Genomic DNA, 15,118 nt, shown 5'->3' on the forward strand with positions numbered 1-15,118 from the left:
GGCGTCTCCCGTCATGCGTCGAACGCGAGCCGGATGCCGCTGAAGACCTGCCGGCGCACCGGGTGGTCCCAGTTGCGGAAGCTCGGCCGCGACACCGAGGCGCCCACCGCCCAGGAGCTCCCGCGCAGCACCTTGTAGTCGCCGCCGAAGAAGGGCGCGGAGTAGTCGGCGTAGAGCATCGGGGTGAAGCCGGGCCACGGGCGGAAGTCCGAGGAGGTCCACTCCCACACATCGCCCATCAGCTGCTCCACGCCGCAGGCCGAGGCGCCGGCGGGGTAGGCGCCCACCGGGGCGGGGCGCAGCGCCGAGCCGCCCAGGTTGGCCAGCTCCGGGGTCGGGTCGGCCGAGCCCCACGGGAACCGCCGGCGGCCCCCGGTGGCCGGGTCCCAGACGGCCGCCTTCTCCCACTCCTCCTCGGTCGGCAGCCGCCCACCGGCCCAGGCGGCGTACGCCTCGGCCTCGAAGAACGTCACGTGCTGGACCGGTTCGTCCGCCGGCAGCTCCTCGACCACGCCGAACCGGGTCCGGGTGCCCTCGGGCCCCCAGGACCCCGGTGCGGTGAGGCCGGCGTCGCAGCGGTGCTGCCAGCCGCGCGCGGACCACCAGCGCGGGTCGGTGTAGCCGCCGTCGGCGACGAAGGCGGCGTACTCGGCGTTGGTGACCGGCACCCGCCCGATCCGGAACGCCGGGACGTCGACGACGTGCGCCGGCCGCTCGTTGTCCAGGGAGAACGGCTCCTCGGTGCCGTCGACCCCGAGGCGGAAGGGCCCGCCGGGGACCAGCACGGTGGTGCCGGCCAGACCCGGCCGGCCGGCCGGGAGCGGGGAGCCGGTGCCGAGCAGTGGTGGGCCGGCGCGCAGCTGCAGGGTCTGCAGCATCGTCTCGTCGTGCTGCTGCTCGTGGCTGACCACCATCGCCACGTCGAAGGGGTCGTCGTCCGGGCCGGACCGGTCGAGCCGGTCCAGCACCCGGCCGCGCACCTCGGCGCAGAACGCCCGGGCCTCCACCGGCGGCAGCAGCGGCAGCCGGACCCGTGCGGCCCGGGGGTGGGTGAAGGCGTCGTACAGCGACTCGACGTCCGGCGGGAGCACCCCGGTGCACCGGGCGTCGCCGCTGCGCAGCAGCCACAGGTCCTCCTGCTGGCCGATGTGGGCCAGGTCCCAGACCAGCGGGCTCATCAGCGGCGAGTGCTGGCGCAGCAGCTCGGGCTCGTCGTGCTCGGTGAGCAGCAGGGTGCGCTCCCGGGCGCGGGTGAGCTCCTGGGCGAGGGTCTCTCTCAGGTCGGTCACGTCTCCTCCTCGGCGTCGTGGGTCGCGGCCAGCAGGGCGGCTGCCGGACCGTGGATCCGGGCGGTGTGCAGCAGTGCGTCGCCGGGGCTGGCCCGGCGCTCGACCAGCTCGGCCAGGGCGGTGACCTGTGCCCGCAGGCCCGCCGGTGCCCGGCGCACGGCGACCTCGAGGCAGGCGGCTGCGGCCGCGTGCAGCTCCGGGTCGGCGAGTCCGAGCCGGGTGGCCGACTCCCAGCGGCCGGCGATCGGCTCGGTCGCGGCGGCGGCGGTGTCGGCGGCCACCGGGTCGTCGAGCAGGGTGCCGGCCACCGCCGACAGCGCCGGCCACCACGGCTCGGGCGCGGCGTCGAGGTACCGCAGCTCCAGGTAGCCGCGCAGCCGGACCGGCGGGAAGAGCGTGGTCAGGTGGTACTCCAGGTCGGCCACGGTCGGCCGCCGGTCGGTCGGTCCGGCCCCGCGGACCCAGTCGGCGAACGACGTCCGGCCGCGCACCGGGACGGCGTCGCCCGTCGGCTCGCGCACCAGCATCACCGGCGCCGCCAGGGCGAACGCGGCCCACTCGTCGGCCGGGTCGGGCCCACCGGGCAGGGGCGCACAGCGAGCGGCGTCCAGCTCGGCCCAGATGCGCTGCCGGCCGGAGCGCCAGCCGGTCTCGCTGCCGGCCAGCAGCGGGGAGCAGGCGGAGACCGCCACCAGCACCGGGCCGAGCGCCTGGGCCAGCCGCACCCGTGCGGCCCATCCGGACCGGGGCCCGGCCTCCACGTTGACCTGCAGCGCCGCGGTGCTGGTCATCATCGTGACGCCGGCCGCCCGGTGGCCCAGTGCCTGGAAGTGCTCCTCCATCGCCACGTAGCGGGAGCCCGGGTTCACCCGCTGCGCGGGGCGGCACGGGTCCGCGCCCAGCGGCGCCAGCCCCAGGCCCGCCGTGCCCAGCCGGCGCCGGACGGCCGCGAGGTCGGACCGCAGGCCGGTGACCGCGGCCGTGACGTCGGGGGCCGGTGGGCCGGACAGCTCGACCTGGCCGCCGGGCTCGAGGGTGACCCGGCTGCCGCCGTCCAGCGGGGGCAGCGCCGCGACGGCGGCGGTGACCCGGTGCCAGGGCACCCGGGTGCCGGGTGAGGCCAGGTCGACCAGGTGGGCCTCGAGCTCCAGCCCGATCGGCCCGGTCGCCGCCGGGTGCAGCGCGCGTAGGCCGACGTGCTCCCGGGCGGCGTCGAGGTCGGGCAGGACGTCGTCGGCGGGATGGTCGGCCAGTGCTGTGGACGTGGTCATGCTGCCCCCTCCAGGTCCGGACCGGTCGTGTCGACCGCGGGTCGGTGCGGGGGCGGCGTGCCGGGTGGCGGCCGTCCTCGCCGACCATCTTCCACGCTTGCGCCAACCCGGCAACCCCCACCTCCCGGTCGTCCGGTCAGCTCACGGCCGGCCGTACGCCTAGGTCGCCGGGGAGCGGGTAGGGAGCCCGTGGACACGGCTGCCAGGACGGCGGCTCCGCATTAGGGCAGGACGGGGACCAGCACGCATGGACGGGGCAGCCGGGTCCGGCAGACACCGGGCGTTGATCGGCGCGTCGGACAGCGAGTTGGTCGACGGCACCGTCGCGTTCGTCTGCGCCGGGCTGGACGCCGGGGAGCCGGTGGTGGTCGTCTGCAGCGACGAGACCACCCAGCTCCTGCAGCAGGCGCTCCCCGACCGTCCGCAGGTGGTCTGGACCGCGTGGTCCGACGTGTACGGCAACGGGCCGGCAGCGGCGATCACCGCCGTCCGCCGTCTCGGGGTGCGCCACCGGGTGGCGGCCAGCCCGGTGGTCCGCGTCGTCCTCGAGCCCCTGCCCGGGTCCGAACCGGAGACCTGGCGGGAGTGGCAGCGCTACGAGGCCGTCCTGGACCACCAGCTCGGCGAGGCGGACCGCGCCGGGGACGACCGGCTGCTGGTGCTCTGCCTGTGCGACACCCGCCGGGTGCCGACCCCGTTGGTGGACGCCGTGCGGGCCACCCACCCGATGCTCCAGGTCGACGGGCACGAACAGGTGAACCCCGACCACGTCGCCCCCGAGGAGTACCTGGCCTCGCTGCCGGTCCCGCTCGAGCCGCTGGAGTCGACCGAGCCGCTGGTGCACGCCGACTCGGTGCGTGACCTGCGCGGACTGCGCCGTGACCTCGCCGCGCGCGCCGCCGAGGCCCGGTTGCCGTCCGGCTCGCAGCCGGCGCTCGAGGACTTCCTCCTCGCCGTCGACGAGATGACCACCAACGCCCTGCGTCACGGCCGGCCGCCGGTCGACCTGCGGCTGTGGGCCGGCGGCGACCGGCTGGTCTGCACGGTGACCGACCACGGCGCCGGGCTGCAGGACCCGTTCATCGGCTACGGGCCGGCACACGGTGACGACCTGTCGCTGGGCGGCATGGGGCTGTGGCTGGCCCGCCAGCTCTGCGACCACGTCGACATCACCGTGGCCGGCGAGGGCGTGCAGGTCCGGCTCACCACCGTCCTGCGCTGACGTGCCCGGCGCCCCCCGCGACCGGGACGACGCCGGCCGGGCCCGCAGTGCCCGGCCGCGCGACGCGCTGGGCCGGCCACTCCCGTACGGCTCGCCGGGGGAGCCGCGGGCGCCCGAGGGGCTGGTCCGCACGCCGGACCAGACGCTGGTGGAGGCCCAGGAGCTGCTGGACGCCGGCCGGCCGTTCCACGCCCACGAGGTGCTCGAGGACGCGTGGAAGACCGGCCCGGACGACGAACGGGACCTGTGGCGCGGCCTGGCCCAGCTCGCCGTCGGCCTGACCCACGCCCTGCGCGGCAACCTGCCGGGTGCGGCCACCCTGCTGACCCGGGGCGCCCGGTCACTCGGTACCGCCGGCCCGGCCGCCGCCCGGCACGGGGTGGACCTCGCCGGGCTGGTCGCCTGGGGCACCCGGCTCGGGGCGGATGTCGAGGCCGGGGTGCCGCCGGACCCGGCCCCGCCGCGGCTGGCTCTTCCACCGGCGAGTGACGGGGAGCACACTCGGTCCCGATGAGGAGCTACGAGGCGGCCACCCGCATCGACGCCGGGGCCGAACAGGTGTGGTCGGTGCTCGTCGACGTCGGCGGCTGGCGCGACTGGCACTCCGGGATCGACCGGGTGGAGGGGGTCGTCCGGCTGGGCGCGCCACTCCTCCTGGTGGCCACCGGCACCCGGCGCCGGCCGTTGCGGGTCACGGTCACCGAGATCCGGCCGGCGGAGTCGATGCGCTGGCACAGCGGCCTGCCGCTGGACCTGTTCGTCGCCGAGCGCACCTTCCGGCTCGACCCGCAGGGCGACGGCAGCACGGAGTTCACCGTGCGCGAGCAGTACCGCGGCCCGCTGGCGCCGCTGATGATGCGCACGGTGCCCGACCTGAACCCGGCCTTCCGTCAGTTCGCGGTGGGGCTCAAGGCCCGGGCCGAGCAGCGGGCGGCGGAGTTCTCCGCCTGACTCCGCATGGCCCTCCCTGCGCGACCTGATTCCGCATGGTGGGAAGAGTGGCCCGGCAGGTGGAAATGTCGGGTCTGGGGTGCCACGATGGGAAGGTGACGTCCCTCACTCCTGACTCGGCGCCCGCACCCGTCGTCCACCGCGGTCTGGTGACGTCGGCCTCCTACTCGATCACCGTGCGGCTCACCGCCGACGGCGACCCGGCCAGCGTCGGCCGGATCGCCACCGCGGTGGGCAACGCCGGGGGTGCGGTCACCGCGATCGACGTCGTGGAGTCCCGACCCGACGGCCTCACCGTCGACGTCACCTGCTCGGCTGCCGACGCCGAGCACTCCGAGGAGGTCGTCGCCGCACTCGACGCCGTCGACCAGGTGCACGTGCGCAAGGTCAGCGACCGCACGTTCCTGCTGCACCTGGGCGGCAAGCTGGAGGTCGCCTCCAAGGTGCCGTTGAAGACCCGCGACGACCTGTCGATGGCCTACACCCCCGGCGTCGCCCGGGTCTGCCTCGCGCTGGCCGAGCACCCGGAGGACGTCCGCCGGCTCACCATCAAGGGCAACACCGTCGCCGTGGTGACCGACGGCTCGGCGGTGCTCGGGCTGGGCGACATCGGGCCGGGCGCCTCGATGCCGGTGATGGAGGGCAAGGCCGCGCTGTTCAAGCGGTTCGGCGACATCGACGCCTGGCCGATCGCGCTGGACACCCAGGACGTCGACGAGATCGTGCGCACCGTCGAGCTCATCGCCCCCGGCTTCGGCGGGATCAACCTGGAGGACATCTCCGCGCCGCGCTGCTTCGAGATCGAGGCCCGGCTGCGGGAGAAGCTGGACATCCCGGTCTTCCACGACGACCAGCACGGCACGGCGATCTGCGTGCTCGCCGCGCTGCGCAACGCGCTGCGGGTCGTGGACAAGCAGCTCGAGGACGTCGCCGTCGTCGTCGCCGGCGGCGGGGCGGCCGGGACGGCGATCGTCACCCTGCTGCTGGAGGCCGGGGCCACGAACGTGCTGGTCTGGGACCGGGAGGGCGTCCTCTCGCCGGACGACGAGCGGCTCTCCCCGGCCAAGCTGGACCTGGCCCGGCGCACCAACCCCGCGTGCCGGCGGGGCGAGCTGGCCGACGCCCTGGTCGGCGCGGACGTGTTCATCGGGGTCAGCGCGGCCAACGTCATCCAGGCCGAGGTGCTGGCCGGCATGGCCGACCAGGCGGTGGTCTTCCCGATGGCCAACCCCACGCCGGACGTCGACCCGGTGCGGGCCCGGCAGTACGCCGCCGTCGTCGCCTCCGGCCGTTCGGACCTGCCCAACCAGATCAACAACGTGCTGGCGTTCCCCGGGGTCTTCCGCGGGCTGCTCGACGCCCGGGCCAAGGAGATCCGCCCCGGCATGCTGCTGGCCGCTGCCGACGCGCTGGCCGCGGTGGTGGGCGACGACCAGCTCAACGCCAACTACATCATCCCCAGCGTCTTCGACCCGGCCGTCGCGCAGGCGGTCGCGGCCGCGGTGGAGGAGTCGGCCCGCGCCGAGCCCGGGGCCACCGCCGACGTGCCCGGCGACGCAGACTGACCGGGTGGGCACCTCCTTCGACGCACTGACCGAGGACGCGCTGCGGTCGGCCGGCAGCCTCAAGTGGACGAGGTACGGCGACGCGCTGGGCGCCTTCGTCGCCGAGATGGACTTCGGGACGGCGCCGGTGGTGACCCGCGCGCTGCACGACGCGGTCGACGCCGGGGCGCTGGGCTACCTGCCCATCCCGATCGCCACCGCGATGGCGCAGGCGTGCGCCGGCTGGCAGCGCCGCCGGTACGGCTGGGAGCTGCCGGCGGAGTGGATCACCCCGCTGGCCGACGTCGTCGCCGGGCTGCAGGCGGCGATCGAGCACTTCACCCCGCCCGGTGCCCCGGTGGTGCTGCCCACCCCGGCGTACATGCCGTTCCTGAAGGTGCCGCGGCTGATGGGCCGCGAGCTCGTCGAGGTGCCGATGGTCCTCGACGACGGCCGGCTCACCCACGACCTCGCGGCGCTGGACCGGGCGCTGACCCCCGGCGCCCTGCTGGTGCACGTCAACCCGCACAACCCGGTGGGCCGGGTGTTCACCGCCGCCGAGCAGCTCGCGCTGGCTGAGGTGGTCGCCCGGAACGGGGCCCGGGTGTTCGCCGACGAGATCCACGCACCGCTGGTGTACCCGGGCGCGGTGCACCGGCCCTACGCCTCGCTGTCGCCGGTCACCGCCGAGCACACGGTGACCGCGACCTCGGCGTCCAAGGCGTTCAACGTGCCCGGGCTCAAGGCCGCGCAGCTGCTGCTGTCCAACCCCGCCGACGCCGCGCACTGGGCCGAGGTCGGCGAGCTGGCCGGCCACGGCGCCTCGACCCCCGGGGTGCTGGCCAGCACCGCCGCGTACGACGACGGGGAGGAGTGGCTGGACGACGTCCTGGCGTACCTGGACCGCAACCGCCGGCTGCTGGCCGAGCTGCTCGCCGAGCACCTGCCGCGGGTGCGGTACACCCCGCCGGAGGGCACCTACCTGGCCTGGCTGGACGGCCGGGAGCTGGGCATCGAGGAGCCGCTGGGGGAGTTCTTCCTCCGCGAGGCCGGGGTGGCCCTGGTCGACGGCCCGGAGTGCGGCGCCCCCGGGGCCGGGCACGTGCGGCTGAACCTGGCCACCCCCCGCCCGGTGCTCCGCACCATCGTCGAGCGCATGGCCGCCGCCCTCAGCTGACCACCAAAATGGCCATTTTGGTGGTCAGCGGGGTGACGGAGGACGACGGGGACGGCGTCCGGCGTGGATCATGTGCGGGTGCCCGAGTTGCCCGAGGTGGAGGCGCTGGTGGCGTTCCTGCGGGAGAACGCCGTCGGCCGAGTGATCACGCGCGTCGACCTGGCGGGCGTCCAGGCGATCAAGACCTTCGACCCGCCGCTGTCCGCGCTGGCCGGGCTGGAGCTCACCGGGGCCTCCCGGCACGGCAAGTTCCTCGACCTGGACGTCTCCGGGCTGCACCTGGTCGTCCACCTGGCCCGGGCGGGGTGGCTGCACTGGCGGCAGAACCTGCCCACCGCCCCGCCGAAGCCGGGGAAGGGCCCGCTGGCGCTGCGGGTGCACCTGGAGCCGCGCGAGGGTGAGCTGCCCGAGGGCTTCGACCTGACCGAGCAGGGCACCCGGAAGGGGCTGGCCGTCTACGTGGTCCGCTCGCCGACCGAGGTGCCGGGCATCGCCCGGCTGGGCCCGGACGCACTGGAGCTGGACGCCGAGACCCTCGGGGCGCTGCTGGCCGGCCGGCACACCCAGCTCAAGGGCACCCTCACCGACCAGACCGTGCTCTCCGGCATCGGGAATGCCTACTCCGACGAGATCCTGCACGCCGCCCGGCTCTCCCCGTTCAAGATGGCCGACAAGGTCACCGACGACGAGCTGCTCCGGCTGCACGCCGCGATGCGGGAGACGCTGACCGGCGCGCTGGACCGTCAGCTGGGGCAGAAGGCGGCGACGCTCAAGGGGGAGAAGCGGGCCGGTCTGCAGGTCCACGCCCGCACCGGGCTGCCCTGCCCGGTCTGCGGGGACACCGTGCGCGAGGTGTCCTTCGCCGACACCTCGCTGCAGTACTGCCCGACCTGCCAGACCGGGGGCAAGCCGCTGGCCGACCGGCGCATGTCCAAGCTGCTGCGTTGAGCCGACCGGGCCACGATGGGCCCATGGCCCTGGTGACCTTCGACCTGTTCAGCGCACTGATCGACTCCCGGACGGGTGGCTCGGCGACGTTCGACTCCCTCGCCCAGGGGCACGGCTGGGAGATCGCCGGCACCGAGCTCTACGACGACTGGGACGCCCGGAACAAGGCCTCGCAGAAGGACCTCACCGACTGGGTGCCCTTCGCCGAGCACTGCCGGCGCGCGCTCACCGACACCTACGCGGCCCGGGGCCTGGACGCCGACGCCACCGCGGACACCCTCGCGCTGCTGGCGTCCCTGCCGGACTGGCCGCTGTGGCCCGACGTCGGCCGGGCGCTGCCGCTGGTCGCCGAGCACCACCGGGTCGGCGTGCTGTCCAACGTCGACGACGACCTGTTCGCGCGCACCCGCGCGGCCGGCCTGGTGCACGCGGACGCCGTCCTGACCAGCGAGCGGCTGCACGCCTACAAGCCGCACCCGGAGATCTACCGGCGGGCGGCCGACGCCGGGGCCGCGGTGCACGTCCCCGCGTCGGCGCGGGACACCCGGGGAGCGCTCGAGGCCGGCCTCACCGTCGTCCGGGTGCACCGGCCCGGGCACCGGGTCGACCCGGACGGGCCGCAGCCGCAGCACGAGGTCACCGATCTCCTCGAGCTCCCCCGGGTGCTCGCCTCCCTCGCCGGGTAGCCCTCGCCGAGGACGTGGCCGACCCGGTGGCCGCGCGCGGACGAGGAGGAACCGATGCGGGACACCCCCCCGGGTCGTCGGCGACGTCAGCGACGCCGACCGCTCCCTGGGCACCCCGGTCGGCTGGGCCTTCAGCATCTGGGGGGTGATCTTCGCCGGGTCGCTGGCCTGGGCGGTCTACCCGCAGGGCGGCGTGTGGCAGTACGTCGCTCAGGTGCTGATCTTCGGCATCACCGCCGCGGCCGCCGTCGCCTACGTCCGGCTGCAGACGGTGCCGGCCGACGGGCTGGCCCGGGTGCTGCCGCGGGCCACCGCCGGGCTCCTGCTGGGTTGGCTCACCGTGGCGCCGGTGGCGAACGTGGGCAGCACCGGGGTCGCGCTCGGCATCTCCCCGGACACCCTGGCCGCCCAGGCCTGGGCGGTGGCCGCGCTGGTCACGGTCGCCGGGATCGCGGCCGCGGTGCTGCTCGGCTCCTACGTCGCCGCCGGTCCGTTCGCCGTGGCCGTCATCTGGGGACTGCTGGGCATCGCTGCCGCGGAGGGCCCGCGGCAGGTCGCCGTGGCGGCGGTCTGCGCGGCCGCCGTCGTCCTCGTGGCGCTGGCCGGCCGGGCGCTGACCCGGGCGGACCGGAGCGCGCTGCTGGTCGGCTGAGCGCCGCCGTCAGCCCCGGGAGCCGGCCCGCCGGGCGGTCAGCCGCCGGACGCGGGCGTTGGCGGCCGCCGCACCGCTGGGGGGCAGGTCGTCGACGGAACCGACCGCCGTCCACCAGTCGCGCAGCGGCGGCGGGGCCAGCACGTCGACCCGCTCACCGGGCTGCGGGACGACGACCTGCACGTCCCGGGCCTCGGCGGCGGCGAGGAGCCGCTGCACCGGCTCGGCCCACCGGTGGAAGGCCAGGTTGAACGTCGCCCAGTGGATCGGCACCAGCACCCGGCCACCCAGGTCGCCGTGCGCGCGCACGGCCTCCTCCGGGTCCATGTGGATGGCGTGCCAGGCGTCGTTGTAGGCGCCGATCGGCTGCAGCGTCAGGTCGAAGGGCCCGAGGCGGGCGCCGATCCCGGCGAAGGCCGGGGTGTAGCCGGTGTCACCGCCGAAGAACACCCGGTGCCGGGGGCCGGCGACGACCCAGGACGACCACAGCGTGGTGTCCCGGGCGAAGAACCGGCCGGAGAAGTGCCGGGCCTCGGTGCAGGTCAGCGTCAGCCCGGCGACGGTCGTGGCGCCGTCCCAGTCCAGCTCCACGATCCGCTCGTCGGGCACGCCCCACCGGCGCAGGTGCGCGCCGATGCCCAGCGGGACGACGAACGGCGCCGACTGCTCGCGCAGCAGCGCCCGCACGGTGGGCAGGTCGAGGTGGTCGTAGTGGTCGTGGCTGATCAGCACCGCGTCGACCGGGGGCAGGCTCTCCACCGGTGCCGGGGGCTCGTGCAGGCGGGTGGGGCCCAGCAGCGGGGACGGCGACACCCGCTCGCTCCACACCGGGTCGACCAGCACCCGCCGGCCGTCGATCTCGAGCAGGGCGCTGGAGTGCCCGAACCAGGTGACCGCCAGCTCGGCGGCCCGCTCGGGCACGTCCGGGGTGGTCAGCGGGATGGGGCCGCCGGGGAGCCCCTTGTGCCGGTCCTCGTGCCACTGCCGCAGCAGCCCGTCGCGCGCGTTCGCGGGGGCGAGTGCGGGGGTGGGCAGGTTGTTGTGGAACTTCCCCTCGGAGAACTGGGAGGAGGCGGTGACGGTCGGGCGGAGCCGGCGCTGGCTGGCGCCGAGGGCGACGGGCAGGCCCCAGGCGGCGCGGGCGACCCAGCTCACGCCGCCCAACAGGGCGGTGGCAGCGGTGGCGGTGGCGACACGACGGAGGAGCGGCACGTCCCCAGCATCCCCCGTCGCGCGGTGTCCGCGCCGGGCGGGCGCTGACCTCAGCTCTCGCTCATGCTGTGCAGCTCGCGGGCGAATGCCTCGGCGCTGGGCGTCAGTGGCCGTTCCGGGGCGCGCACCAGGCTGATCCGGCGCTCCACCGCCGGCCGCAGCGGGGCGTGTTGCACGCCGGCGAAGGCCATCATGGGGAGGACGAGCTGCGGGACGGCGGTGACCCCGAGGGCGGCTGCCGTGAGGCCGGCCACGGCCCCGACGTTGCGGGCTTCGAGAACCGGGCCGGGCGTCGCACCGGCGGCCCTCAGGGCCAGGTCGACGGGGCCTCGGATGCTGCTGTCGGCGCCGAAGGTGATGAACGGCTCGTCGGTCAGCTCCGCCCAGTCGACCTCGGCGCGCCCGGCGAAACGGTGTCCCGGGGCGAAGGCACAGGAGAAGGGGTCCAGCCGCAGCTGTTCGACGGTCAGCCTGGCCAGCGGGGCGGGGGCGGCGGTGACGGCCAGGTCGACCGAGCCACTGTGGACGGCGTCGAGCACGTCGGCGGCCAGGCCGTCGCGCACCTGCACCTGGACATCGGGGAACCGGGCGCGGAAGGCGACGACGACCGGCGGGAGCAGGGTGGCGGCCACCGAGGGCAGGCACGCGATGGTGACCCGGCCGCGCTGGCCGGCGAGGTACCCCTCCAGGTGCCGCATCCCGGCGTCGAGGTCGGCGAGGACCTGGCGGCTGAGGGCGATGATCTCCCGTCCCTGGCTGGTCAGCCGGAGGCTGCGGGTGGTCCGCTCGAAGACGCGGACCCGCAGCCGGCGTTCGACGTCGGCGACCGCCCGGCTCAGCGAGGACTGCGCGGTGCCCAGCTGCGCGGCGGCCGCGGTGAAGCCGCCGGCATCGGCGACGGCGACCAGCGCACGGAGGTGGGACGGCGGGATGTCGATGACCACAGCGCATCAATCTATCGCTAATTGATGTTGGACTGAGTGAAGTGGCGTCTACCACACTCGCCGTCGACCAAAGGAGGTCGACGTGACAGCCCTGCTCGGGTACCTGACCATCGCCGCGATCCTGGCCCTGCTGCTCAGTCAGCGGATCAGCGCGGTCGTCGCGCTCGCCGGCGTCCCGATCATCACCGGCCTGCTCGCCGGCTTCACCCCCACCGAGGTCGGCGGGTTCATCGCCGAGGGGCTGTCCGGGATCGTCGGCATCACGGCCATGTTCGTCTTCGCGATCCTGTTCTTCGGGCTCATGCGCGATGCCGGCCTGTTCGATCCGGTGATCCGCCGGATCGTCCGCTGGGCCGGGGACGCGCCGCCCACCGTCGCCGTCGCGACCACCGCCCTGGCGCTGGTCGCCCACCTCGACGGCGCCGGCGCGGTCACCTTCCTGATCGCCGTCCCGGCGATGCTCCCGCTCTACGACCGGCTGGGCATGAGCCGGCTGACCCTGACGGCCTGCGTGGGCCTGGGCGCCGGTGTGATGAACGTCGTGCCGTGGGGCGGTCCGACCGCCCGGGCGGCGACGACGCTCGGGGTGGACGCCAACGAGATCTGGGTGCCGCTCATCCCCGCCCAGATCGCCGGCGGGCTCATGGCCCTGGGGGTCGCCTGGTTCCTCGGCAAGCGGGAGGCGCGACGGCTGGCCGCCAGCGGCGCAGGCACCCCGGCCACCGCCGGCTCCCGCACCGCGGTCGCCACCGGTGGATCGGGGAGCTCGTCGGCCGACCGGCCCGCCCCGAGCGCGCCCGCCGGCACCGGGACCGACGCCGAGGAGAGCGGCGCAGCCGGGGACCCGGCGGCGGCCGACCTGCGCCGTCCCCGGCTGCTGTGGGTCAACGCGGTGCTCACCGTGGCGGTGATCGGCCTGCTCGTCGCCCAGGTCGCCTCACCGGAGATGATCTTCATCGTCGGCGCGATCATCGCGCTGTTGCTCAACTACCCGGGCATGGCCGCGCAGACCAGCCGGATCCAGGCGCACGCCACCGGCGCGATGCTGATGGCCAGCACGCTGCTGGCGGCCGGCGCCTTCCTCGGCGTGCTCAACGGCACGGGGATGATCACGGCGATGGCGGAGTCGGCAGCCGAGGTGGTGCCCGCGGGCGTCGTCCCCGCGCTGCCGCTGATCGTCGGGGTGCTGGGCGTCCCGCTGAGCCTGCTGTTCGGTCCGGACGCCTACTACTTCGGTGTGCTCCCCGTGCTGATCGAGATCGGTGAGCAGTTCGGGGTCAGCGGGATGGACCTGGCCCGCGCCTCGGTGCTGGGCGAGGAGACGCTGGGCTTCCCGATCAGCCCGCTCACCGGCGCGTTCTACCTCCTCGTCGGGCTGGGCGGGGTCAACATCGGGGCGCACATCCGGAACCTCATCGGCTGGGCGACGGCGGTGAGCGTCGGCATGCTGGTCGTCGCGGTGATCACCGGTGCGATCCCCCTGTGGGCCTCATGACCGCGCCGGCCACGCTGCGGCTCGGCGCCGGGGCCGGCTTCGCCGGTGACCGCATCGACCCCGCGGCGGACCTCGCCCGCCGCGGGGCGCTGGACTACCTGGTCTTCGAGTGCCTGGGGGAGCGCACCGTGGCCACCGGTCAGTCGCGCCGGCTGGCCGACCCCACCTCCGGCTACGACCCGCTCCTCGCCGCCCGGATGCGCGCCGTGCTGGGCGCCACCGCGGCTGCGGGCACCAAGATCGTGACCAACTCCGGGGCGGCCAACCCGCTGGCCGCGGCCGACGTGGTCGCCCGGGTCGGCGCCGAGCTGGGCCTGGCCGGGCTCCGGGTCGCGGCGGTCACCGGGGACGACGTGCTGGCAGCCGTCCGTGCCGCCGACCCGACGGTCTGGGAGACCGGGCAGCCGCTGTCGCGCCATCCGGAGGAGCTGGTCTCGGCCAACGCGTACCTGGGTGCCGATGCCGTCGTGCCGGCTCTGCAGCAGGACGCCGACGTCGTGGTCACCGGCCGGCTGGCCGACCCGTCGCTGTACGTCGCGCCGCTGGTGCACGCCTTCGGCTGGTCCTGGGACGACCCCGAGCTGCTCGGGGCGGGCACCGTCGTCGGGCACCTGCTCGAGTGCGCCGGCCAGCTGACCGGCGGCTACTTCGCCGACCCGGTCACCAAGCCGGTGCCGGACCTGGCCTGGCTCGGCTTCCCGTACGCCGACGTCACCGCGGACGGCCGCGCCGTGTTCGGCAAGCTGCCCGGCACCGGCGGCGTGCTGGACACCCGGACCTGTGCCGAGCAGCTGCTCTACGAGGTGGGTGACCCGGGCGCGTACGTCACCCCGGACGTGGTGGCCGACTTCGGCGCCGTCCGGTTCACCCAGCTGGGACCCGATCGGGTCGCGGTGCAGGGCGCGACCGGCACCACCCGCCCGGACGAGCTCAAGGTGACCCTCGGCTTCCGCGGCGGCTGGCTCGGGGAGGGGCAGCTCAGCTACGCCGGTCCGCGCGCGCTGGCGCGGGCGCAGCTGGCGGCCGACGTGGTGCGCACCCGTCTGCGGGACCTGCACGGGATCCCGGAGGACGCCGTCCTGGTGGAGCTGATCGGGGCCGGGGCGGCGTTCCGCGGGCTCACCGACCCCGGGGACCCGTTCGAGGTGCGACTGCGGGTGGCCGCCCGGGTGCCGGACCGCGAGCTGGCCGCCGTGGTGGGCTGGGAGGTGGAGGCGCTGTACACGAACGGTCCGGCCGGGGGCGGGGGCGCGCGACGGTCGGAGACCGAGGTGATCGCCATCCGGTCCTGCTCGCTGCCGCGGACGGCAGTGCACCCCGAGGTGCACCTGCAGGAGGTGGCCCGATGAGCCGGACGATCGACGAGCTGGCCGACGTCCGGACCGGTGACAAGGGCGACACGCTGATCCTGGCGGTGCTACCGCGGAGTGCCGAGGCCGCCGCACTGCTGGAACGGGAGCTGACCGCCGAGCGGGTGGCGGCGCACTACGCCCCGCTCGTGCAGGGCGAGGTCGACCGGGTCGTTCAGCCGCACCTGCCGGGCCTCGTCTTCACCCTGCCGGGTGCTCTCGGTGGCGGCGTGACCGGGTCGCCGGTGCTCGACGGCCACGGCAAGGCGCTGAGCTACCACCTGCTCAGCATGGAGATCTGAGCGCCGGATCGGTCACCGAGGTCCCTGACGCAGTTGAGCTCTGCTCCAGATCTGGAGCAGAGCTCAACTGTGCGTG

The 15,118-nt window shown here is 75.3% G+C and carries 15 protein-coding genes; 11 read left to right on the forward strand and 4 right to left on the reverse strand.

All coding sequences use genetic code 11. The annotated features are described in order from the left end of the window. Positions 1 to 11: 11 nt before the first annotated feature. A complete protein-coding gene (egtB, locus tag O2W53_RS00125) occupies positions 12 to 1,289 on the reverse strand; it encodes an ergothioneine biosynthesis protein EgtB (RefSeq protein ID WP_269161010.1) in 1,278 nt (425 codons plus the stop codon). Beyond that, positions 1,286 to 2,560, reverse strand: coding sequence for an ergothioneine biosynthesis glutamate--cysteine ligase EgtA (gene egtA / locus O2W53_RS00130; RefSeq protein ID WP_269161011.1), 1,275 nt, complete (start codon positions 2,558 to 2,560; stop codon positions 1,286 to 1,288). The genes egtB and egtA overlap by 4 nt, the downstream gene beginning before the upstream one ends. Positions 2,561 to 2,843: 283 nt before the next feature. On the opposite strand from egtA, the gene O2W53_RS00135 reads away from it, so the two are divergent. The 8 genes from O2W53_RS00135 to O2W53_RS00170 all read left to right on the forward strand — a co-directional run bounded on the left by O2W53_RS00135 (position 2,844) and on the right by O2W53_RS00170 (position 9,740). Beyond that, entirely contained in the window at positions 2,844 to 3,782 is a 939-nt protein-coding gene (locus O2W53_RS00135) for an anti-sigma factor RsbA family regulatory protein (RefSeq protein WP_269161012.1), read from the forward strand. 1 nt (position 3,783) lies between these two features. After that, positions 3,784 to 4,296 carry a DUF309 domain-containing protein gene (locus O2W53_RS00140; RefSeq protein WP_269161013.1) on the forward strand — a complete coding sequence of 171 codons (513 nt, stop codon included), beginning with the start codon at positions 3,784 to 3,786 and terminating at the stop codon, positions 4,294 to 4,296. Further along, on the forward strand, positions 4,293 to 4,733 hold the full coding sequence (locus O2W53_RS00145) for an SRPBCC domain-containing protein (protein ID WP_269161014.1): 441 nt from the start codon (positions 4,293 to 4,295) through the stop codon (positions 4,731 to 4,733). The genes O2W53_RS00140 and O2W53_RS00145 overlap by 4 nt, the downstream gene beginning before the upstream one ends. A 95-nt stretch (positions 4,734 to 4,828) precedes the next feature. Continuing rightward, positions 4,829 to 6,298, forward strand: coding sequence for an NAD-dependent malic enzyme (locus O2W53_RS00150; protein WP_269161015.1), 1,470 nt, complete (start codon positions 4,829 to 4,831; stop codon positions 6,296 to 6,298). 4 nt (positions 6,299 to 6,302) lie between these two features. Beyond that, positions 6,303 to 7,454 carry a MalY/PatB family protein gene (locus O2W53_RS00155; RefSeq protein ID WP_269161016.1) on the forward strand — a complete coding sequence of 384 codons (1,152 nt, stop codon included), beginning with the start codon at positions 6,303 to 6,305 and terminating at the stop codon, positions 7,452 to 7,454. 78 nt (positions 7,455 to 7,532) lie between these two features. Next, complete coding sequence (locus O2W53_RS00160) at positions 7,533 to 8,402, forward strand: Fpg/Nei family DNA glycosylase (protein ID WP_269161017.1); 870 nt, start codon at positions 7,533 to 7,535, stop codon at positions 8,400 to 8,402. A 23-nt stretch (positions 8,403 to 8,425) separates the two neighbouring features. Continuing rightward, positions 8,426 to 9,088 carry an HAD family hydrolase gene (locus O2W53_RS00165; protein ID WP_269161018.1) on the forward strand — a complete coding sequence of 221 codons (663 nt, stop codon included), beginning with the start codon at positions 8,426 to 8,428 and terminating at the stop codon, positions 9,086 to 9,088. A 145-nt stretch (positions 9,089 to 9,233) separates the two neighbouring features. Continuing rightward, positions 9,234 to 9,740: a hypothetical protein gene (locus tag O2W53_RS00170; RefSeq protein WP_269161019.1), complete on the forward strand. Its 507-nt coding sequence runs from the start codon at positions 9,234 to 9,236 to the stop codon at positions 9,738 to 9,740. Between the two features lie 9 nt (positions 9,741 to 9,749). Here the strand turns inward: O2W53_RS00170 and O2W53_RS00175 are convergent, their stop codons facing one another. Together O2W53_RS00175 and O2W53_RS00180 are read right to left on the reverse strand one after the other, a co-directional pair. Continuing rightward, the gene (locus O2W53_RS00175) at positions 9,750 to 10,952 is read right to left on the reverse strand and encodes an MBL fold metallo-hydrolase (RefSeq protein ID WP_269161020.1); all 1,203 of its coding nucleotides are present in this window, start codon (positions 10,950 to 10,952) and stop codon (positions 9,750 to 9,752) included. A 50-nt stretch (positions 10,953 to 11,002) separates the two neighbouring features. Further along, positions 11,003 to 11,896, reverse strand: a complete 894-nt coding sequence (locus O2W53_RS00180) for a LysR family transcriptional regulator (RefSeq protein ID WP_269161021.1) — start codon at positions 11,894 to 11,896, stop codon at positions 11,003 to 11,005. A gap of 82 nt (positions 11,897 to 11,978) precedes the next feature. Between O2W53_RS00180 and O2W53_RS00185 the strand changes: the two genes are divergently transcribed. The 3 genes from O2W53_RS00185 to O2W53_RS00195 are packed head-to-tail and all read left to right on the forward strand — an operon-like array spanning position 11,979 to position 15,042. Further along, a complete protein-coding gene (locus tag O2W53_RS00185) occupies positions 11,979 to 13,391 on the forward strand; it encodes a CitMHS family transporter (protein WP_269161022.1) in 1,413 nt (470 codons plus the stop codon). Continuing rightward, on the forward strand, positions 13,388 to 14,740 hold the full coding sequence (locus O2W53_RS00190; protein ID WP_269161023.1) for an acyclic terpene utilization AtuA family protein: 1,353 nt from the start codon (positions 13,388 to 13,390) through the stop codon (positions 14,738 to 14,740). Before O2W53_RS00185 ends, O2W53_RS00190 begins: the two co-directional genes overlap by 4 nt. Beyond that, positions 14,737 to 15,042: an AtuA-related protein gene (locus tag O2W53_RS00195; RefSeq protein ID WP_269161024.1), complete on the forward strand. Its 306-nt coding sequence runs from the start codon at positions 14,737 to 14,739 to the stop codon at positions 15,040 to 15,042. The genes O2W53_RS00190 and O2W53_RS00195 overlap by 4 nt, the downstream gene beginning before the upstream one ends. Positions 15,043 to 15,118: the final 76 nt, after the last annotated feature.

It is taken from the genome of Modestobacter sp. VKM Ac-2978 (assembly GCF_026968025.1).
Lineage (GTDB): Bacteria > Actinomycetota > Actinomycetes > Mycobacteriales > Geodermatophilaceae > Modestobacter.